The sequence below is a fragment of the Streptomyces sp. NPDC055815 genome (genome assembly GCF_053616475.1).
On the sequence record NZ_JBSHDU010000029.1, the window covers coordinates 1 to 20,041 of the forward strand.

General features: G+C 73.4%; 18 protein-coding genes, 1 tRNA gene and 2 pseudogenes. 13 read left to right on the top strand and 8 right to left on the bottom strand.

The annotated features are described in order from the left end of the window. A pseudogene (locus ACWGN5_RS19625) lies at positions 1-234 on the top strand (potassium-transporting ATPase subunit B); the annotation flags it as partial. Between the two features lie 5 nt (positions 235-239). Then, positions 240-911: a potassium-transporting ATPase subunit C gene (locus ACWGN5_RS19630; RefSeq protein ID WP_453516699.1), complete on the top strand. Its 672-nt coding sequence runs from the start codon at positions 240-242 to the stop codon at positions 909-911. Here ACWGN5_RS19630 and ACWGN5_RS19635 read toward each other — a convergent pair. After that, entirely contained in the window at positions 905-2,050 is a 1,146-nt protein-coding gene (locus ACWGN5_RS19635) for a winged helix DNA-binding domain-containing protein (RefSeq protein WP_453516701.1), read from the bottom strand. The genes ACWGN5_RS19630 and ACWGN5_RS19635 overlap by 7 nt on opposite strands. A gap of 93 nt (positions 2,051-2,143) precedes the next feature. Here ACWGN5_RS19635 and ACWGN5_RS19640 point away from each other — a divergent pair, with 93 nt between their 5' ends. The 3 genes from ACWGN5_RS19640 (at position 2,144) to ACWGN5_RS19650 (ending at position 5,020) form a co-directional block, all read left to right on the top strand. Next, the gene (locus ACWGN5_RS19640) at positions 2,144-2,536 is read left to right on the top strand and encodes a hypothetical protein (protein ID WP_453516703.1); all 393 of its coding nucleotides are present in this window, start codon (positions 2,144-2,146) and stop codon (positions 2,534-2,536) included. Positions 2,537-2,677: 141 nt separating this feature from the next. Further along, positions 2,678-3,544, top strand: coding sequence for a hypothetical protein (locus ACWGN5_RS19645; protein WP_453516705.1), 867 nt, complete (start codon positions 2,678-2,680; stop codon positions 3,542-3,544). 135 nt (positions 3,545-3,679) lie between these two features. Beyond that, the gene (locus ACWGN5_RS19650; RefSeq protein ID WP_453516707.1) at positions 3,680-5,020 is read left to right on the top strand and encodes an esterase-like activity of phytase family protein; all 1,341 of its coding nucleotides are present in this window, start codon (positions 3,680-3,682) and stop codon (positions 5,018-5,020) included. On the opposite strand, the gene ACWGN5_RS19655 is transcribed toward ACWGN5_RS19650, so the two are convergent. Continuing rightward, positions 4,995-6,590, bottom strand: coding sequence for an IucA/IucC family protein (locus ACWGN5_RS19655; protein WP_453516709.1), 1,596 nt, complete (start codon positions 6,588-6,590; stop codon positions 4,995-4,997). The genes ACWGN5_RS19650 and ACWGN5_RS19655 overlap by 26 nt on opposite strands. 73 nt (positions 6,591-6,663) lie before the next feature. Between ACWGN5_RS19655 and ACWGN5_RS19660 the strand changes: the two genes are divergently transcribed. Further along, entirely contained in the window at positions 6,664-8,541 is a 1,878-nt protein-coding gene (locus ACWGN5_RS19660) for an IucA/IucC family protein (protein ID WP_453516711.1), read from the top strand. Here ACWGN5_RS19660 and ACWGN5_RS19665 read toward each other — a convergent pair. Continuing rightward, positions 8,520-8,981, bottom strand: coding sequence for a cupin domain-containing protein (locus ACWGN5_RS19665; RefSeq protein ID WP_453516713.1), 462 nt, complete (start codon positions 8,979-8,981; stop codon positions 8,520-8,522). The genes ACWGN5_RS19660 and ACWGN5_RS19665 overlap by 22 nt on opposite strands. 123 nt (positions 8,982-9,104) lie before the next feature. On the opposite strand from ACWGN5_RS19665, the gene ACWGN5_RS19670 reads away from it, so the two are divergent. Next, entirely contained in the window at positions 9,105-10,058 is a 954-nt protein-coding gene (locus tag ACWGN5_RS19670) for a LysR family transcriptional regulator (RefSeq protein WP_453516715.1), read from the top strand. On the opposite strand, the gene ACWGN5_RS19675 is transcribed toward ACWGN5_RS19670, so the two are convergent. Next, positions 9,995-10,549, bottom strand: coding sequence for a carboxymuconolactone decarboxylase family protein (locus ACWGN5_RS19675; RefSeq protein WP_453516716.1), 555 nt, complete (start codon positions 10,547-10,549; stop codon positions 9,995-9,997). The two genes, ACWGN5_RS19670 and ACWGN5_RS19675, sit on opposite strands and share 64 nt — an antisense overlap. 143 nt (positions 10,550-10,692) lie before the next feature. Here ACWGN5_RS19675 and ACWGN5_RS19680 point away from each other — a divergent pair, with 143 nt between their 5' ends. Next, positions 10,693-10,995 (top strand): winged helix-turn-helix transcriptional regulator, encoded by a 303-nt coding sequence (locus ACWGN5_RS19680; RefSeq protein ID WP_453516719.1) that lies wholly within the window; start codon positions 10,693-10,695, stop codon positions 10,993-10,995. Here the strand turns inward: ACWGN5_RS19680 and ACWGN5_RS19685 are convergent. Together ACWGN5_RS19685 and ACWGN5_RS19690 are read right to left on the bottom strand one after the other, a co-directional pair. Next, positions 10,976-11,830 carry a PhzF family phenazine biosynthesis protein gene (locus ACWGN5_RS19685; protein ID WP_453516721.1) on the bottom strand — a complete coding sequence of 285 codons (855 nt, stop codon included), beginning with the start codon at positions 11,828-11,830 and terminating at the stop codon, positions 10,976-10,978. The two genes, ACWGN5_RS19680 and ACWGN5_RS19685, sit on opposite strands and share 20 nt — an antisense overlap. A gap of 57 nt (positions 11,831-11,887) precedes the next feature. Further along, positions 11,888-12,559 carry a DUF4097 family beta strand repeat-containing protein gene (locus tag ACWGN5_RS19690; RefSeq protein WP_453516723.1) on the bottom strand — a complete coding sequence of 224 codons (672 nt, stop codon included), beginning with the start codon at positions 12,557-12,559 and terminating at the stop codon, positions 11,888-11,890. Positions 12,560-12,906: 347 nt separating this feature from the next. Between ACWGN5_RS19690 and ACWGN5_RS19695 the strand changes: the two genes are divergently transcribed. Both ACWGN5_RS19695 and ACWGN5_RS19700 read left to right on the top strand, forming a co-directional pair. Next, entirely contained in the window at positions 12,907-13,716 is an 810-nt protein-coding gene (locus tag ACWGN5_RS19695; protein ID WP_453516724.1) for a bestrophin-like domain, read from the top strand. Positions 13,717-13,783: 67 nt separating this feature from the next. After that, positions 13,784-14,407, top strand: a pseudogene (locus ACWGN5_RS19700) (transposase); the annotation flags it as partial. Between the two features lie 21 nt (positions 14,408-14,428). Here ACWGN5_RS19700 and ACWGN5_RS19705 read toward each other — a convergent pair. Beyond that, positions 14,429-14,899 carry a hypothetical protein gene (locus ACWGN5_RS19705; protein WP_453516727.1) on the bottom strand — a complete coding sequence of 157 codons (471 nt, stop codon included), beginning with the start codon at positions 14,897-14,899 and terminating at the stop codon, positions 14,429-14,431. Between the two features lie 402 nt (positions 14,900-15,301). After that, a tRNA-Arg gene (locus ACWGN5_RS19710) sits at positions 15,302-15,374 on the bottom strand. 302 nt (positions 15,375-15,676) lie between these two features. Between ACWGN5_RS19710 and ACWGN5_RS19715 the strand changes: the two genes are divergently transcribed. The 3 genes from ACWGN5_RS19715 to ACWGN5_RS19725 all read left to right on the top strand — a co-directional run bounded on the left by ACWGN5_RS19715 (position 15,677) and on the right by ACWGN5_RS19725 (position 19,939). Further along, on the top strand, positions 15,677-17,287 hold the full coding sequence (locus ACWGN5_RS19715; RefSeq protein ID WP_453516730.1) for a dynamin family protein: 1,611 nt from the start codon (positions 15,677-15,679) through the stop codon (positions 17,285-17,287). A gap of 121 nt (positions 17,288-17,408) precedes the next feature. After that, entirely contained in the window at positions 17,409-19,307 is a 1,899-nt protein-coding gene (locus ACWGN5_RS19720) for a GTPase (protein ID WP_453516732.1), read from the top strand. A gap of 173 nt (positions 19,308-19,480) precedes the next feature. Then, positions 19,481-19,939, top strand: coding sequence for a single-stranded DNA-binding protein (locus ACWGN5_RS19725; RefSeq protein WP_453516735.1), 459 nt, complete (start codon positions 19,481-19,483; stop codon positions 19,937-19,939). The last annotated feature ends 102 nt before the right edge of the window (positions 19,940-20,041 follow it).

A 20,041-nucleotide genomic window follows, 5' to 3' on the forward strand; every position in this document is an offset into this window, starting at 1 on the left:
ATCATGGGCCTGGCCTCGCCCGAGTCCGCGATCCTGTCCGCCGTCATCTTCAACGCGCTGATCATCGTGGCCCTGGTGCCGCTCGCCCTCAAGGGAGTGCGCTACCGGCCCTCCAGCGCCGACTCGATGCTCCGCCGCAACCTCGGGCTGTACGGACTGGGCGGCCTGATCGCCCCGTTCATCGGCATCAAGATCATCGACATCGTCCTCTCCCTCATCCCCGGAATCGGCTGACCACGATGAACAACTCCGTAGGAAACACGGGCCGCGTGCTCTGGGCCGGTCTGCGCGCCCTGCTCGTCCTGACCGTGATCACCGGCGTGCTCTATCCGCTCGCCGTCACCGGCATCGCCCAGGTGGCGTTCCCGGGCCAGGCGAACGGCTCCGAGGTCAAGGACGCGAGCGGCAAGGTCGTCGGCTCCGAGCTCATCGGCCAGACCTACAACCTTCCGCTGAAGGACGGCGAGGAGACCCCGAGCGCGGACCTGAAGTGGTTCCAGCCCCGCCCCTCCAACGGTCTGGGCGCCAACAGCGTCAACACCCAGTACAAGCTGATCCTCTCCGGCGCCACCAACCGCTCCGGCGACAACGCGGACCTGATCAAGTGGGTCACGGACGCCAAGGCGGCCGTCGTCAAGGACAACTCGGTCGGCGACTACCAGGTGAAGCCCTCCGACGTCCCCGCCGACGCCGTCACCTCCTCCGGCTCCGGCCTGGACCCGCACATCTCCCCGGAGTACGCCAGGCTCCAGGTCCACCGGGTCGCGGAGAAGAACCACCTCACCGTCGCCCAGGTCGACGCGCTCGTCGCCGACCACACCGACGACCGCATCCTCGGCTTCATCGGCGAACCCCGCGTCAACGTCCTCGAACTCAACATCGCGCTCAAGGAAGTGGCCAAGGGTCAGTAGGGCAGGACCCGGGACTCGACCGTCGGAAGCCCCTTGACCCACCAGTGGTCGTAGCGGCGGTAGACGTGCGGGTCCCGGGCCGCGATCAGGCGCCCGAGCGACTCGGCCTCGGCGGCGAGGGCCTCCCACGCCCCGGCCGGGAGCGGGTGGAACGCCGAGGCCTCGATCCCGCGCTCGACCGGCCGCCAGACCCCGGCCACGTACCCGTCGACCAGGAGCGTCGGGAGCGTGTCGCCGTTCACGCGGATGACGTGCTTGCGGTACTCGGGCGGGATGACCCGGCTGCGGTCCGCGTAGGCCAGCAGGACGCTGTCCCACATCGCCATCAGCCGGGGCGGCGCCGGGACGTCCTCGTCGGGCCGCTCCGCTCCCGGTACGTCGTAAAGGACGGTCCCGTCGGGCCCCTCCAGGCGGTCGAGCTCGCCCTCCAGTGCCTTCACCGCCGCCCGTATCAGGCCGCGCGGGGCCGTCGTGAACTGCGCCATGTCCGGTACGGACGCGGGCCCGAAGCCCTCCAGATAGCGCCGGAGCAGGGCCGTCAGGCCGGCGGCGGACGCCTCCGGGTCGCGGAGCACCGGCAGTTCGCTCGCCGTGACGAAGGCCTGCGCGGTGCCGAACGACCACGGCGGACCGGTCGGCGCGTGCCACAGCGGGGCGTACTGCCGGACCATCCGCCAGACGACGTTCTCCACGGGTCCGCCCCGGCCGGCCTCGATGTGCTCCTTCAGCTCGGCCCCGGTCCGCGTGCTCCCGGCGTACGCCAGGAGGCCCGGCAGCAGCGCGTCGGCGTCGGCCGCCGTGAACCCCGCCTTCGTGAACCGGGGATCGTGCAGCCGCGAACCGCGCAGCGTCGGCTCCATGCCCTCCCGGAAGGCCCGGTAGTCCTCGGCGTGCACCAGGTGCAGCGTGAGCCGCATCAGCGTCGACCTGACCAACTCGAAGCCGCTCACGGCCCCGTCGAGACGGTCCGGGTCGAAGCCGGCGACCCTGTTCCACAGGGCCACGTACGGCGAGCCGGGATGCTGCGCCTGGAGGCCCACCACCCGCCGCACCGCGTCCGCGACGCCGACCGGCGCCCGCTCCAGGAGCAACTGCCGGTGGAGGGTGGAGCGGTTGAGGGCGCGCGCGGTGATGACCATGGCGCGATTCTGCCTCCCCGCCCGGAGGACGGGGGAGGGAGCCTCCTGTCGCGGGTCGGGAGCCCGCCGAGGAGCAGGGGGACAATCGTGGTCATGTGGAGACGGAGCAAGCGGCACCAGGCCCAGCAGCCCACCCCGGCCGCGCGGTTCACCGCCGCGCTCGTCGAGAACATGCCGAACGCCGGGGACTTCGGCCACGAGGCGATTCAGCAGATGGGGAACCCCGTCCCCCTCCTGGTGCAGAACGACGGCGACGAACTCCTCGAACTGTGGCTGGAGCCCTTCGGGCAGGACTACTGGCTGCGCCCCGGGGAGGCCGTCAGGGTGACCTCGTACGGGCGCTGGGACGACCACCCCTTCGAGACCGCGCACGAGCCGGGGCGCATCACGGTCTGGGCCACGTCCTTCTTCGCCACGGTCACGGACGCCGACGGCAACGAGGTCCCCGGCGCCCATCAGCGGCCCGAGGGGAAGTACGTGACGTAACGGGGGTCCGGTCCACGGACGCCGCCGGTTCACCCGGATTCCCGACGCCGCCGGTTCACCCGGGTTTCCCGACGCCGCCGGTTCACCCGGCCCACGTCCGCGGGTCACGCGGTCCTCACCCGCGCTCGTGACCATCGGCGCATGACCTTCCTGCCTCGGGCCACGCGCCCGGCCGCCGTCGGTTCCGCCGTCGCCCTCGCCGTCGCCGCCGCACTGCTCGCCCCGACCTCGCCGGCGTACGCCGCGGCCAACGCCGTCCCGACGTACGAGGTGAAGATCAACCTCACCGCGGCGGCGCTCGACGCGAGCTTCGCCCCGAGCACGGCGGTCAGGTCGGCCTTCGGCATCACCGGTTCGGCCAAGGCCCGCTCGTACAGCTACTACGACACCGACGCGCTCGCCCTCGACGCCCAGGGCTGGAGCGTCCGCCTGCGCCACAAGAGCGGTTCGTCGTTCGAGGAGACGTACAAGAAGCGCTTCCCGGTGACGAACGGCGACATCGACGCCGCCCTCACCACGGCCAACGCCGCCGGCTTCGACAGCGGCGACACCAACTACGACGCCGAGGTCGACTGGGGCTACGCCAAGCAGACCCTCAGCTTCTCCAACGAGAAGTCCCACAGCTCCAGCGGCTACTCGGGCACCGCCATGCCGACGAGCACCACCGGCCGCACCTGGCTCGTCAACGACATCCCCGGCAAGCTGGAGAACTGGAACAGCACCGGCTGGGGCAAGACCACCCTCCAGGCCTCCCGCGCCCACGGACCGGTCACCGCCAAGGTGTACGGGGGCACCTGGGGCCCCTCCGACGACGCGAGCATCGAGGTGCTGCCGGTCGTCGGCGCGGGCGGGACGGGCACGGAGTACGTCGTCGAACTGTCCTTCAAGACCGACTCGTACGCCGACGCGGCCGACCTGCACGCGGACGCCATCGCCGTCGCCGAGGCCAACGGCTGGCTGTACCACGGCGACATCCTCAAGACCCAGCTCATCCTCGACCGTTACTGAGCCGGGTGTGCGCGGAGGCGCGCGTTCACCGAGGACTCCCCGTGCCGTCGCGGACACGTCGCCCCGTGTTGCGCGAAGGACTGGACCATGAGGCCGCCCTCACCGGCGACTTTCCATGTCATCCAGGGAGTTCAGATGAATCCGCGCCTCCTGCGCCGGCCCGCCCTCGTCGTCCTGCCGCTGTCCGCCGCGCTCGCGTGCTCGGTGGTCGTGGGGACGGCCGACGCCACGCCGGCGCACCACGGCGACCCCGACGCCCGGGTCGTCTCCACCTCGACCCTCCCCGACATCCCGCTGGCCGCCTTCAGCAACGGCCTGCTGCCGGGCAGCGTCGCCGACGACCGGGGCGTCGACCTCGGCGGCATCGGCAGCGACCTCTCCCCGGCCGGCCGGCGCGGCGAGTACTGGACCGTCACCGACCGCGGCCCCAACGGCCAGATAGCCGTCGGCAAGGACAAGCGGCGCACCTTCCCCGTGCCCGGCTTCGACCCGGCCATCGTGAAGATCCGCACCGTCGGCGACCGGATCCAGGTCCTGAAGTCCCTCCCGCTCACCACCGCCTCCGGCGCTCCCGTCACGGGCCTGCCGAACCAGCCGGGCCGCGACGAGGCCCCGTACACCTACGACGCCTCCACCCCGCTCCCGTACAACCCGAACGGCCTGGACACCGAGGGCCTCGTCCGGGACCGGGACGGCAGCTTCTGGCTGGTCGACGAGTACGGGCCCTCGCTCGTGCACGTCTCCGCGAAGGGCCGGGTCCTCGCCCGCCACGTCCCCCAGGGGCTCCACCTGACCGGCACCGACTACCCGGTCGTCGAGTCGCTCCCGGCGATCTTCCTCCAGCGCAAGACCAACCGCGGCTTCGAGGGCCTCGCGCTGCTCCCCGACGGCGACCTCGTCCTCGGCCTGCAGAGCCCCCTCCTCAACCCCGACAAGGTCTCCGGGGAGAACTCCCGCACCACCCGGCTGCTGCGCTTCTCGCCCCGCGAGAACCGCGTCACCGCCGAGTACGCCTACCGCTTCGACGCCGTCGACGTCGTCGAGCCCGGCCAGACGAAGACCTCCGAGCTGAAGCTCTCCGCGCTCGTCGCCGTCGGCGGCGACCGGCTCCTCGTGCAGGAGCGCACCGACAAGGCCGCCCGCCTCTACGAGGTCCGCCTCCGCCGAGGCTCCGACATCCTCGGCTCGACCTGGGACACGGCGGCCGGACCCACCCTGGAGCAGCTCGACGACGCGGCGGCCGCCGAGGTGCCGGTGCTCGACAAGCGGCTCGTGATCGACCTCAACACCGTCGAGGGCGTCCCCGGCAAGATCGAGGGCGTCGCCGTCGAAGGCTCCTCGACCCTCGTCCTCCTGAACGACAACGACTTCGGGATGACGGACGGCCCGGCGGCCTTCGACGCGGACGGCCGGCTCGTCGACAGCGGCGTGGAGACCACCCTCGTACGGGTCAGGCTGGACCACCCGGTCCGCTGACGGCCGTCCTCAGCGGATTGGCCATGGGTACGTAGCGGGCGTCGGCGCCGTCCACGTCGAGCCAGCGCAGGAGCAGGTTGGTCTTGGCGGGCACGTGGGGCGAGCCGAGCAGCCCGGTGATCTCCGCCGGGCCGCCGTGCTCCGCCGCGTACCCGCCGAACACCGCCCGCGCCCGGGGCCACAGCTCGCCCGCGAGCTCCGGGTGGCGGTCGGTGAGGGCGCCGGCGATCTCCGAGAGGTTGTTCGTCACCAGGCAGTACACGAGCCGCTCCCAGCCGTGCGCGGCGTCCAGGACCGGTGCGGGCCCGCGGGACGCGTACCGCTCCAGGAGCGCGCGGTGCCGCTCGGCGACGATCCGTATCCCCTCGTGGTCCCGGAAGACCACCTGCGCGGGAAGGCCGTCGGCGTCCACGCCGACCAGGACGTTCTGCAGGTGGCACTCCACGACCAGGCCGTGCGCCCGCCAGGCGTGCAGCACCGGCGGCACCAGCTGGTCGAGGTAGCGCCGCCACCACAGGAGCGCCCGCTCGGGGGTGAGGCCGTCGAGCGGGTTGCCGGGGAAGCCCTCGCCGATGCCCGCCGCGAGCAGCGGGGTCACCCCGGGCAGCAGATGCGGCCGCAGACCCTCCCGGGCGATCACCGCGAGGCCCTCGTAGGCGTGCTGCCCGCCGAGGTCGGCGGTGCGATAGCCCCGGTCGGCGAGGAAGCTCGCGGTCGGGAGCGGCTCGAAGGCGGGCGCCAGGAGTTCGCCGACCGTCCGCAGCCAGAGGAGGTCGCGCAGCTCGAGGCGGCGGTTTCCGTTGGTGATCTGCACGTCGAGGCTGAACTTGCAGAACGTGTCGATCTCCGGCAGGTACACCGTCCGCACGGAGGAGGTCGCGACGGCGTGCCCCGCGCGCGGGGCGCCGGGACCGAGCCGGAGCAGCCGCCCGTCCCGGAAGGCGGGCAGGTCGCCCAGGAGATCGAGCTCCCAGGGGTGGACGGGAAGAGGGACGTAACCGTCGGGGGACGCGGCCAGGAGCGGGTCGAGGAGCGACAGATCACCGTCCTCCGCGACGACGTCCGCACGGACGCCGAGGAGCTCCAGCGGGAAGCGGGCGTACGCCTCCGGCGCGTAGGGCAGCCAGCTCTCCGGAGCGCCGGTGCCGCGGGCCTTGGGGGCGGGGTGGTACCGGTGCCCGGCGAGCAGCGCCTGCTCGGACCGCAGATACGGGTCCTCCGGGGGACGGGCCGACGCGCGCGCGTGCTGGAGCGCGGCGACGACGTCCCGGCTGTCGGTCATCTCGCGGAGGACGGTCCTGTTGGTGACGCCCGTGCGGCGGCCGAGCTCGTCGGCGGTCAGCGCCACGAGGGCGTCGAAGGTCAGCGGCAGCCAGCCGCCGTCGGTCCGGACGCAGGGCTCGGTGGGCCGGCGGCCGGCCCGCACCCGCAGCAGCCGGCCGGTCGCGGGGAGCCGGTGGACGACGTGGTCGGCGCCAGGGTGCGGCCCGGTCTCGGCGACCTCCCGGATCAGGCAGTTGAGGAGGGCGGTGGCCGACAGGGCGTCCGCCCGACCCTTGGCTTCGCTCACGACAGCGCCTTCCACCCGTGCCCCGGCGGGTCGTCCACCGGTACGGACATCCTGCGCAGGGTAGTGAGCCTTCATGCACTCCGCTCCGGATCACGATACGAGCGCCCGCGACGAACCGCGCGCGGTCTCGGGCGCGGGCCGCGCCCCCGAGGCGGCCCTCGGTTCCGCCCCCGGCGCGGGGCTCGGCCTCGACGAGACCTCCGGTCCCGAGACCGCCTTCGCCGCCGAGCTCGCGGACGTCGCTCCCCGGCTCCTCACCGCCTGGCGGCGGGAGCGGGCCCCGGCCCGGGCGGCGGTCCTCGGGCGGCTCTGGCGTGCCCTGCTCCACGAGCCGCTGCCCGGGGTCGCGGCGCGCGACGCGGACACCGGGCGCGTGGAGCTCGCCGACGGCCGGGTCCTGAGTGGGCCGCCCCGGCTCCCGTACGACCTGGTGGTCCCCGGCGAGGACCTGACCGTACGGCTCGACGGCCGCGCCCACGACCACCCGGCCGCCCTCCTCGCCGCCCTCGGTCTGCCGGGCGCCGAGCCCCTCGTCGCGGAACTCGCCCACGGCGTCGCCTCGCTGGCACTGTCGCGGGCGGGGGCGGGGGGAACGGCCGCTGGGTCACTCCTGGGCGACTCTCTTGCCTCCGGCGCCCCTCGCGTCTCCGGCGCCCCTCGCGTCTCCGGCGACCCTCGCGTCTCCGGCGACTCTCTTGCCTCCGGCGACCCTCTTGCCTCCGTCGACCCTCTCGCCTTCATCGAGCAGAGCGTCGTCGACGGGCACCCGTACCACCCCTGCTGCCGCAGCCGCCCCGGCCTCTCCGTCGCCGAGCAGTTGGCGTACGTGCCCGAGCACCGCCCCGTCGTCCGCCTCGACCTCGTGGCCGTGCCTGCCGACCGGTGCCGGGTCGCGGGGGAGTGGCCGGACCGGCTGCGGGACGGCGACCGGCTGCTGCTGCCCGTGCACCCCTGGCAGACCGCGCACGTCCTGCCAGGCCTCGGACACGAGCCGTACGTCACCGGAGCGATCCCCGCCCGGCCGCTGATGAGCGTACGGACCCTCGCCCCGCTCGCCGGCGGCCCGCACCTGAAGACGGCGCTGAGCACGCGGATGACCAGCGCGATCCGCGACATCTCGGCGAGCGGCGTGGAGAACAGCGCGCCGCTCTCGGCCCTCCTGGCGAGCGTCGTGGCCGACCTCGCCGACAGCCTGCGCATCACCCGCAACCTCGCCGGGGCCTCCGCGCTCGTCCGCGGGAAGCCCAGCGCCGACCTCGCCGTCCTGCTCCGCGAGTCACCGGCCGCCGCGGCGCGCCCGCGCAAGGGGGAGACGGTCCTCCCGGTGGCCGCGCTGGCCGCCCGCCCCGCCGGGGACGGACCGCCCCTGATCCGGACCCTCTTGGACTCCGTCGGCGCGTCCGACGCCGACTGGCTGGCCGCCTTCGCCGACCTCGCCGTCCCGCCCCTCGTCCGCCTCCTGAGCCGGGGCGTCGCGCCCGCCGCCCACGGCCAGAACCTCCTGGTCGTCCTTGACGCGCACGCCCGCCCCCGCCGGCTCGTCTACCGGGACCTCGCCGACGTGCGGCTGAGCCCGAGCCGCCTCGCCCGGCACGGTTTCGACGCCGCGCCCGTCGGCGGGAAGGTGATCGACGACGACCCGGACCTCCTCCGCACGATGCTTTTCGGCCACCTCTTCGGTACGACCTTCGGCACCCTCGTCTCCGCCCTCGCCGACCGCGACCGGGCGACCGGGACCCACCTCTGGTCGCTCGTCGCGGCGGCCGCCGACCGGGCGTACGACGCCCTTCCCGCCACTCCCGAGAACCGGGCCGACCGCGCGGCCCTCTTCGCCCCGGAACTCCGGGTCAAGGCGCTCACCCTGATGCGCCTGCGGGGAGTGGACCGTGACGCGTGGATCCCGCTCCCGAACCCCCTGACCCGTACGCCTCACAGGAAGTGCACGTCGTAGCGGTCCTGTTCGGACGCGGGCAGCAGCTCGCCGAAGGTCCCCAGGCCGTGCTGGATGCGCCCGAGCGCCCGGAAGTAGCCGAAGCGGTCGACGCCCGGGGTCAGGACCACGAGCAGCTCCGCCGCCGAGCCGGGGGCCGCGCCGAAGGAGTGCGGCATCCCGGGCGGCACGGAGACCAGGCCGCCGGCGGCCACGGTCGACGTCACGCCGTCCAGGGTGAACCGCATGACCCCGTCCAGTACGTAGAACAGCTCGGTCGACAGCGCGTGGAAGTGCGAACGGGCCCCGGCCGCGCCCTCCCCGAGCGAGAGCCGGTTGGCCCCGAGCGCGCCGCCGGTGTCGCGGCCGTCGGCGAGCAGGCGGAACCCGCCGCCGTGGGGGAGGCCGATCCGCTCGGCCTCCTCGGCGTGCACGACCAGCGCCTTCTGGATCTCGGACATCGTCGGTCCTTCCTTCTCGGGAGTCGGCATCCATTCGATCCGGGGAAGCGAGCCCGTACCACAGGCGGTTGAGGACGACAGAGATCACCGTTCGTGATGAATGACAGACCAAGGGGGGCCGTGATGGAGCTGCGGCAGCTGCGCTACTTCGTGGCCGTCGCCGAGGAGGGCGGTTTCGGCCGGGCCGCCGAGCGGCTCGGCATCGTGCAGTCGGCGGTCAGCCAGCAGATCCGCCGGCTCGAACGCGCCTGGGGCGTCGAGCTCTTCGAGCGCACCACCCGGCACGTGCGGCTCTCCGGCGCCGGCGAGCGGCTGCTCCCCGAGGCCCGCGCCGTCCTCGTGGCAGCCGACCACACCGCGCGCGTGGCCGCCGACATCGCGGCCGGCGCCGACGGAGTGCTCCGCCTGGGCGGCATCCACGGCCCGGGAGACCGCGTCAACCGCGTCCTCGCCGAACTCGCCTCCGCGGCACCCCGGTTGCAGGTGCGCCTGCACCGGCTGCCGGTCGCCCGCCGACTGGAGGCCGTACGCACCGGAGAGCTCGACGCGGCTCTCGTACGGGCGCTGCCGGACGAGCCGGGGGCCGCTCCCGGACTCGCACTGCTCCCGCTGTGGAGCGACCCGCTGTACGCCGCCCTGCCCGAGCACCACCCCCTCTCCGCCGCACCGGAGCCGCGCCTAGAGCAACTGGCCCGGCTCCCGCTGCGGCTCGCGCCCCGGGAGGCGAATCCGCCCTTCCACGCCCTGGTCACCGGGGCGTTCCGGGCGGCCGGGCTCCAGCTGGTCCAAGGCCCGGAGTTCACCGACCTCCAGGCCACGCTGACCGAGATCGGCACGGCCCCGGAGCCCTCGTGGACCCTCTTCTACGAGGTGCGCGGACTGCCGACGGTCCCCCGGGTCGCGGTGCGCCCGCTCGCCGGCCTCACGGTCGCCACCTCGCTGGCCGTACGACCGGGCCCGCCGGGCCCGGCCCTGCGGCACCTGCTGGGGTCCCTGCACGCGGTCGCGCCGGATCAGCTCCCGGGGAAGGGTGCCGCCCAGGTCTCCTCCTCCAGGAGCAGCCCGTTGGCGAGGTAGCTGATGGTCCGGTACCAGCCGGCCAGGACGAGGAGTTCGAGGAGCTGCTCGTCCTCGTAGTGGCCGCGCAGGGCGGTCCAGGCGGACTCGGAGAGGCGGGCGGTGTCGTGCAGCTCGTCGACGGCGGCGAGGAGCGCGGCCTGGCGCTCGGACACCAGGGGGGTCGGGTCCGTGGCGGCGGTGGCCCGGAGCAGCTCGGGGCCGAGCCCGGCCCGCGGGGCGAGGGTCGCGGCGTGGACGCCCCACTCGTACGCGCAGCCGCTGCGGGCGGTGACGCGGGCGATGACGAGCTCACGGTCGGCGGCCGGCAGCAGCCCGTGGCCGAGGAGCCCGGCACCCAGCGCGAACATGCGGGAGGCGAGCTCGGGGCTGCGGTGGAGGACCCGGAAGAGCAGGAGCGGTTCGTGGGGGACGCCGGGCGGCATCCAGCGGCGGAGGGCCTGGTCGACGGCGGGGGAGTACGGGGGGACGAGCGGTTCGATGCGCGGCATGGGCGACACCTCCTGCTTCGTTTTCAGAAGCGCCACTATGCTGCTTCTGAAAACGAAGCGCAAGGAGGGGGAGAGGCATGGGGACGGGATCGACACCACGCCCCGGCCGTCCGGTACGGGGATCGGCCTCGGGCCGTCCGGTCATGGCCGCACTCGACCTGCTGGGACGCCGCTGGGCCCTGCGCGTCCTGTGGGAGCTGAGCCAGGCGCCGGCCGGCTTCCGTGAACTCCAGCGCCGCTGCGAGCGGATGTCGTCCAGCGTGCTCAGCACCCGCCTGGACGAACTGACGGAGGCCCGTCTGCTCGCCCGCCGGGACGACGAGTACCGGCTCACCCCCCTGGGGGCGGAACTCGTCAAGGCGCTGGCCCCCTTGGAGGCCTGGAGCGAACGATGGGCGGAGGAGACGGAAGGCGCTACGGAAGGCCCTACGGAGAGGGACGCGTGACGACGACGTCCCCGCCCAGCTGCAGCACCCCCGCGTCGGACACCCCGGCCCGGATGGTGGCGGGGCTGCCGAGGGAGTCCCCCATGTCGACGGCGATGCGGTGGAAACCGTGACCGGCCAGGTGGGCGGCGAGACAGGCGGTGCTGTTGGCGTTGGCGATGTCCTCGGGGACGCCGATCGACGGGGCGAACATACGGGCGGAGGCCCGCCCCGAGGGCGACGGCGCGGAGTACACGTAACAGCCAAGGAGTCCGAGGCGGTCGCATGCCTCGCGAAGCCGCTCCATGTCCGGGGCGAGGGCGGCGAGTTCGGCGCCTGAGGCGACCGGAACGAGCAGTCGGGGTCGCCCGACGGAGGCGACCCGGACCCCCGGCCCGAGGGCGTCGGGGCGGATACCGAGCGCGGGCAGGACGAGTTCGGACTCGCCCGGGGCCGGCTCGCGCAGCTCCACGGACCCGTAGGCGAAGCCGGCTTCGACGTACGGCCCCCTCCGTACGGCCCAGGCGGGGAAGGTGCGGCCCGCGACCCGGAGGGACACCCGGGAGGAGTCGGTGCCGGCGCGTGCGGCGAGGTACCCGAGGGCGGCGATCGTCCCGTGCCCGCAGGAGGGCAACTCCCCGGCGGAGGTGAAGAACCGGAGGGAGAAGAGGGGAAGCCCGTTCTCCTCGGGGCCGGGCGAGACGAAGACGGCGTGGGACGCGCCGGCCTCCCGCGGCAGGCGCCGCCGCTCGTCCTCGCCGAACGGCCCGTCGTCCAGGACGACCGTGGGACTGCCGCCCCGGCCGTCCCGTACACAGGCACGGACGACGGTCGGGGACGGCTCTCCGAAGAACATCACACGACCCTCCGTACCCACTGTCGGACGGATCTCTGCACGAACGCCCTGAGAGGTTCAGAGGCTGCGCGCGGTGATGTCGCCGTAGGAGGTGGTGGCGCGGATGCTGAGCCCGGCGCCGGCGCCTTCGGCGTTCCGGAGGGAGTTGCGGATGCGGCCGTAGGCGGTGCCGGCGTCGAGGGAGGCGGAGACGCCACGGGCGGCGCCGACGCTGATCTCACCGGCCTCTGTGCGCAGCACGACCGTGCCGCGCATGGCCTCGTCGATCCGGAGGTCACCCTTCCGGGTCTGGATCTCGGCGTCGCCGCCGAGGCGCCCGACCGCGATGTCGCCGGCCTGGAGGGTGAGGCGGGCGCTCGCGGTCTCGTCGAGCTTGACGGTGGCCTGGGCGCCCTCGAAGGTGACGTCGCCGAGCCGCCCGACCCCGCGCAGCTCGGCGGCGGCCGCCTTCGCGTCGACCCGGGACCCGGCGGGCAGCTGGACGGTGACCTCGACGGCCCCGGAGGGACCGAAGTACTGGTTCTTCGCCGGGGGGACGGCGATCCGCAGCACCCCGTCCGAGAAGGAGACCCCGGTCTGCTCGGCGGCCTTCACGTCCCGGCTCTTGGAGGCGTCGGCGGGCAGGACCTCGACGGTGGCGTCGTTCCGGTCGGCGGCGATGAAGCGGATGCGGCCGGCGGGGATGTCGAGGACGGCGGAGACGGGGGCGGTGGTGGCGAAGGTCTGCATGGTGCTTCTCCTTGGAGTCGTTGTTTCCGATGAAGGAAAAGCTACGTTGCATTCACGAGTCTGGCAACGCCAATGTTGCGCGAGTAGCCAATAACTGCAGGTTAAGGCAGGGATTTCATTGCAATGGGCCAGCAGCTAATGCAACGCAACCACCTCGCCTCATTGCAATGAATGAAGGTGAACGCTATGGCCGGCAGCTGAAGGGCGGCGAACCGGCCGCCCCGGGTGATCCGGCGGACGCGAACTGGGCCAGGCGGGTCTACGCGGTCGTGGCCCGGCCGCGTCCCTGCCTAGCCTGTGGGCAGGTTCCGTCGGCGTTCGGCAACTCACGTCCCGGGAGGCCCCTTGTGGCGCTGTGGATGCTCAACCACCTGAGTACGTTCGTCCTGGCCCTGCTGATGGTCGGATCGATCGTGCTCGTGGCCGTCGCGGGCAGCGCGCTCGCCCGCCGTAGGTTCCCCCGCCTGGCCGAGGGCGAGCACAACGAGATGGTCGGCGTCGTCCTCGGCATGTTCGGCGCGATCTACGGGATCATCCTCGCGTTCGTGGTCGTCACCCTGTGGACCCAGCTGGACCACACCCAGACGGTGGTCTCCCAGGAGGCCACCGACATCTCCCTGGTCGTCCGCGCCACCCGGTCCTTCCCGCCCGCGGAGCGCGCCCGGGTGGACGAGGCCGTGGGCGCGTACGTACACGCCGTCGTCGAGGTGCAGTGGCCGAAGATGCGCGAGGGCCGGCCGAGCTTCGCGGCCACGTCCGAACAGCTCGGCGCCCTGTACGAAGCACTGCAGGCCTACGACCCGCCCACGCCACGCGACCAGGCGTTCTACGGGGAGGCCGTCAACCGGCTCAACGACGCGGCCGCCATGCGGCGGGAACGGGTCAACATCGCCACGAACGAACTGCCCGTCCTGCTCCAGGTCCTCGTCTACGGCGGGGCGGTGGTCATCATCCTGCTGACCTTCCTCTACGGCCTGCGCAGCCTGAAGATGCAGTTCCTCTTCGTCTCCACCGTCGCCGGCCTGATCGGCTTCAGCCTCCTCCTGGTCCTGGTCCTCGACCGCCCCTTCGCGGGCGACCTCACCGTCAGCTCCCAGCCGTTCAAGGAGTCGTCCCTGTCCCGGTTCTGGCAGGAGGGCACACCCGGCTCACCATGACGACACGACCGGGAACGACGCCTCGGTGGCCTGCGTGTTCATGAGGCGCGCCTGGACCTGCCGCCCCGACCGGGTCCTGCTGGTGGCCGTCTACTACCGCACCAACCTCACCATGCGGCAGCTCGCCGCGCTCTTCGGGATCTCCCCGGCCACGGTCTGCCGGGTCATCCAGCGACTCCGTCCGCTGCTGGTTCTCGAGCGGGCTCCGCGGCCGGTGGCGGACACCGAACGGTTGTGGATCGTGGACGGCACTCTGATCCCGGTCCGCGACCGGACCGTGGGAGCCTCGTCCCGCAACTACCGGTTCTCGGCGAATGTGCAGGTCATCATCGACGCAGACACCCGCCTGGTCATCGCGGCGGCCCGGCCGGGGCCGGGCAACAAGGCCGACGCACATGTCTGGCGCGAGTCGGACCTGCCCGCCCTGGCGGCGAGCACGACCGTGATCGCGGACGGCGCCTACCTCGGCACCGGCCTGATCGTTCCGCACCGCAAGAGAACCGGTCGCCCCCTCCTGCGCGGGCAGGAGGAGGACAACGGCGAACACCGACGCGTCCGTGCCCGCGTCGAGCAGACCTTCGCCCGGATGAAGAACTGGAAGATCCTTCGCGACTGCCGCCAGCGAGGAGACGGCCTCCACCGTGACGTCCAGGCCGTCGCCGCCATGCACAACCTCGCCATGAGACGGTGAAACACCAGGTCAGACGCCACTTCAGCCTGACCCAGCCGGACCTTCTGCAACACCCTTCAGGTGCGCGTTTCGGCGGTCATTCCCGTGAGGACCTGGTGGTTCACCTTCCGCAGGGTGATGACGGGGGCGACGAGGACGGAGGTCCAGGATGACGACGGAGGCCAGCGGGGGGAGCCGGAGGGTGACGGCGCCGGCGAGGGCCAGGGCCAGGCGGGCGAGGAGGCGGGTGCCCCAGGCTTGTCCGGTGGAGGCGTGGTACCACCAGGCTTGGGTGACGATGTAGAGGATCGGGCCGCCGAAGAGGAGCAGGCTGCGGGTGGTGCTGCCGTGGCCGGTGGGGTGGCTGATGGCGAGTTCGGCGCCGACCGCGAGGGCGAGGTCGGCAAGCAGTGGACGAGCACGGGCGAGGTCCGCGAGCAGCGCGGGCTCAAGGGGCGGGCCGCCGACGACACGCGCACGGTTCCCTGCCGTCCTGCTCTGACGCGTGCTCACTTCGTACGAATTCGGGACCCCGCTCGGTCGCCGCGTGTACGACCTCCGGCGCACGTGCCTGACGAACTGGCTCAACGCCGGCGTCCCGGCCGCGACCGTGGTCGAGTGGGCGGGCAACAGCGTGCACGTGCTCCTGACCACGTACGCCCGGTGCACCGACGGGCAGCTCGACGACCTGAAGCGCCGGATCGAGAAGGCGGGGGGCTCCCGGGCCCCGCCTCGGCGGGGGTCTGAAAACTCCACCGCGTATTCACCGCAGCCACCCGCAGAAAGCCGGAATCAGCCGGATATCGCCAGACGCGCCTCGACCCCGTCAAGGGGTGCGTCCGGCACCTCCGCCGTTCAACCGAAACCGCCCCTGACCAGCAAAAAGGACCCTCCCGAAGGAGGGTCCCGGTGTTGCGCCCCCGGCAGGACTCGAACCTGCGGCCAAGTGCTTAGAAGGCACCTGCTCTATCCACTGAGCTACGGGGGCCGGGTGGTGGCCGTGTGGCCAGGAGCCCCTGGTGGGTGGGGTGTGCCTGCCGGGGACAAGGATAGGGCTCCGATCGCCTTGACCCGGTTGCTTCACCTGCGTGGCACGATGTGGAGGTTCGGTGAAGCGAACCGATAATCGCAGGCAGGTGCGATTCGCGCAGCGCTTTTCGCGCCGCTCGCGGCGGGTGTTGTGCACTCGTTATGCCCGACCTTCCGGTCGCCACCCTTCTCTTCGGCGCGCAGGGTCGCAATAGGCTTCAAAAACACTCATAAATTGGGCATTCTTCGCATGTGGTGACCTTGGACGAACGGCCTCAGCTGATCGACGCACTCTCCGCCCTGCGCGACCGAGTCGCCGCCGTGCGTCTCCCACTGCCCCTCCCCGACACGCCCCGCGCCCGCCAGACCCGGGCCGAGTTGCTCGCCCAGCTCGACGACTACCTGGTGCCCCGGCTGAAGGACCCCGACGCCCCGCTCCTCGCCGTCGTCGGCGGATCCACCGGGGCCGGGAAGTCCACCCTCGTCAACTCCCTTGTCGGGCGCCGCGTCAGCGAGTCCGGGGTGCTCAGGCCCACCACCCGTACCCCCGTGCTCGTCTGCCACCCCGAGGACCACCACTGGTTCGCCGGCATGCGCGTCCTCCCGCAGCTCACCCGCGTCTGGCTGCCCCAGGCCGACGAGGACCACCCCGTCGACGAGCCCGCCCCCGAGGAGAACGCGCTCCGCGTCGAGACCGCCGCCTCCCTGCCCCGCGGGCTCGCCCTCCTCGACGCCCCCGACATCGACTCCCTCGTCGTCGAGAACCGGCTCCTCGCCGCCGAGTTGATCTGCGCCGCCGACATCTGGGTGATGGTCACCACCGCCTCGCGGTACGCCGACGCCGTGCCCTGGCACCTGCTCCGTACCGCCAAGGAGTACGACGCCACCCTCGTCACCGTCCTCGACCGCGTCCCCCACCAGGTCATCGGCGAGGTCTCCCGGCAGTACGAGGCCCTGCTCGACAAGGCCGGCCTCGGCGACGTCCCCCGCTTCACCATCCCCGAGCTGCCCGAGTCCGCCGGCGTCGGCAGCGGACTCCTGCCCGACAGCGCCGTCGCCGCCCTGCGCGGCTGGCTCGCCCACCGCGCCGAGGACCCCGCCGCCCGCCAGCAGGCCGCCGACCGCACCGCCTCCGGCGTCATCGACTCCCTCGACGCCCGGCTGCCCGAGCTGGCCGGCGCCGTCGCCGCCCAGTACGCCACCGCCGTCCGCCTCGGCGGCGTCGTCGAAGCCGCGTACGGCGAGCAGGGCAAGCGGGTGCGCAAGGAGCTCGGCCGTGGCGCCGTCCTCGCCGGCGACGCCCGCACCCGCTGGCGCGGCTACCCCCGCGACAGCACCGCCGACGAGCTCCTGGACGCCCTCACCGAGTCCCTCGCCGCCCTCCTGCACTGCGCGGTCTCCGCCGCCGAGGAGCGCGTCCGGGACACCTGGCGCCGCGAACCCGCCTCCGAGGCCCTCGGCCCGCTCCGTACCGGCGGCGACCGGGAGACCGTCGAACGCATCGGCGTGGAGGTACGCCGCTGGCGCCGCGTCCTCGAAGAGCTCGCCGAGGAGGAAGTACGGAACGTCGAGCGCCCCTCGGGCTCCCGCACCGCCGTCCCCGAGCCCGACACCGTCGCCGCGCTCCTCGCCGCCTCCCTCCTCGGCGGCCGCCGCGCCCGCGCCGCCGGCGAACGCCTCGCCGAACTCCTCGGCGCCCAGGCCGCCCTGCGGCTGCGCGACAAGGGCGGCGAACTCGTCCTCTCGTACGTCGACCGCGTCCTGCACGCCGAGCGCGACCGCCGCCTCGCGCCCCTCGACGCCCTCGACGTCACCCCCGAGCCGCAGGCGGAGCTGATCGCCGCGCTCTCCGTACTGCAGAAGGAGAAGTGACGTGGTGGACGACGTTCGAGACCGGGACCGGGGCCGAGACCGGGACCAGGACCGGGGCCGCGGGCCGGCCTCGGAGCGTAGTTCTGAGCCGGGCCCGGTGCGCGGCCGGGAGGGCAGCCCTGTGCTCAGCCCTGCGCGCGGTCCCGAGGGCAGCCCCGCGCTCGGTCGTGAGCGTGGCACCGACGCCGGACTCGCGTTCGGTTCCGAGCGGGGGCGCGAGCCCGGGCAGGCGGACGGCCGGCAGCGTTGGGACGACGGGCTCATCGCTCGGCGGGTGGCCGAGCGGGCCGCCGCTGCCGTCGCCGAGGAGAAGCCGCGTCAGCCGCAGGAGCAGGACACCCTGCCGCCCCTCGGCGGCAGCTTCGGCGGGCCGTTGCGCAGCCGCCTCGACGCCCTTCACGAGCTCGTCGGGCTCTCCCGTACCCGCGTCGAGAGCGAGGCCCTCGCCGAGGCCGGGCGCGTTCTCGACGAGGCCGCCGCCCGCCAGCGGCTCTCCTCCCGGCACACCGTGATCGCCCTCGCCGGAGCCACCGGAAGCGGCAAGTCCACGCTCTTCAACGCCCTCGCCGGCGTCCCCGTCTCCGAGACGGGACTGCGCCGCCCCACCACCTCCGCGCCCATCGCGCTCAGTTGGTCCGAGGGCGCCGCCGGGCTGCTCGACCGGCTCGCGGTCCCCAGCCGGCTGCGCCGCCGCCCCCTCGCGGGCGGCGCCGGCGACACCGAGCTCCAGGGGCTCGTCCTCGTCGACCTGCCCGACCACGACTCCGCGGTCACCGCCCACCGCGACCAGGTCGACCGGGTCCTCGGCCTCGTCGACGCGGTGATCTGGGTCGTCGACCCCGAGAAGTACGCGGACGCCGCCCTCCACGAGCGCTACCTGCGCCCGCTCGCCGGGCACGCCGAGGTGACCTTCGTCGTCCTCAACCAGATCGACCGGCTCGGCACCGAGGCCGCCGACCTCGTCCTCGACGACCTGCGCCGCCTCCTCGACGAGGACGGCGTGGCGCTCGGCGAGCACGGCGAGCCCGGCGCGACCGTCCTCGCCGTCTCCGCGCTGACCGGCGAGGGCGTGCCCGAACTCCGCGAACTCGTCGCCCGGTTCGTCCAGGAACGCACCGCTCCCGAACGCCGTCTCGCCGCCGACGTCGACGCCGCCGCCGCCCGGCTGCGCCAGGCGTACGTCGCCGACGGGCGGCCCGGCCTCGACGAGCGGGCCCGGGACGCCTTCACCGACCGGCTCGCCGTCGCCGTCGGCGCCCAGGCCGCGGGCGAGGCCGCCGAACGGGTCTGGCGCCGGGGCGCCATCCGCGCCTGCGGCACCCCCTGGCTGCGGCTCTACCGCTGGTACGAGCGGCTGCGCGCGCACGGCTCCACCGACCCGCACCTCGCCAGCCCCGTCGAGGACGAACTGACGGCCCGCCAGCGCGTCGAGCAGGCCGTACGGATCGTCGCCGACGAGGCCTCTCGCGGACTCCCGGCGCCCTGGGCGCAGGCGGTGCGCGAGGCGGCGGCGCGCGGGGCCGAGGGGCTGCCGGAGGCCCTGGACGAGCTGACGGTCTCCATGGGGGACCCGGCGGCCCGGCCGCCCCGGCCCGCCTGGTGGCCCGCGGCCGTCCTCGCCCAGGCGGTCATGACGCTCCTGCAGATCTTCGGCGCCCTCTGGCTGGTGGCGCAGATCGTCGGGGTCGTCCAGCCGGGCCTGCTGCCTCCGGTCCTGGTGATGCTCGGCGGGATCATCGGCGGCCCGCTCGTCGAATGGGCCTGCGAGAGCGCCGTGAAGGGCCCGGCCCGCCGGTACGGGCAGGAGGCCGAACGCCGCCTCCGGGAGGCGACCGCCGCCTGCGGCCGGGCCCGGGTCCTCGACCCGGTGGCGGCGGAGCTCGTGCGCTACCGGGAGGTCCGCGAGCAGTACGCGACGGTGGTCGGCTCCCGGCCGTCGGCGGCGGCCCGGGTGGTGGGCGGCAGCCGCGTGGGGACGACGCGTCTGGGTGCGACGAGGGCGGGGGTACGGGGGAGGTAGGGGCCCTTCCGAGGTCCCGGTTTCACCCTTCCGGGTGAGGGAGTTGTCCCCAGGCCCCGGCCCCTCCACAAGCCCGAGCGAGATTCTCGCGACCGCCCGAGCATGGTCCCCACGGGGTGTCCACACCGGGGACACCGGAACAGCAGGACAACAGGGACAGTGGGGGCGGAACCATGAACGACACGACCGTGACGCTCGTCGGCAACGTGGCGACGGCGGTGGAGTACCGGGAGACCGTGGCGGGCGGCGTGGCCCGCTTCCGGTTCGCCGTGACCGCGCGGCGCTGGGACCGGGAGCGGGGCCTCTGGTCCGACGGGAACACCAGCTTCTACACGGTGTCGGCCTGGCGCTCGCTCGGCGCCAATCTCGCGGCCTCGGTCTCGGTCGGGGAACCGCTCGTGGTGCACGGGCGCTTGAAGGTCCGCGAGGAGGACCGCGACGGGCAGCGCAAGACCTTCGTGGACGTCGACGCGGTCGCCGTGGGGCACGATCTGAGCCGGGGCACGGCGGCCTTCCGGCGGGCCCCGAAGGCGGAGCGGACGGAGCTCAAGCCGCCGCCGGAGCAGGACCCGTGGACGGTCGCGGCGGACGAGGGGACGGCGGTGACCCCGCAGCTGGTAACCGCGTCCTGACCATGCGTCATGGCGATTTGTCGACCAACTCGCGCGGGTGATAACGATTCCGAGTCGGAATGGTTATCTGACCGTACGGCAGGGCACGGCGGCGTTCCGCGT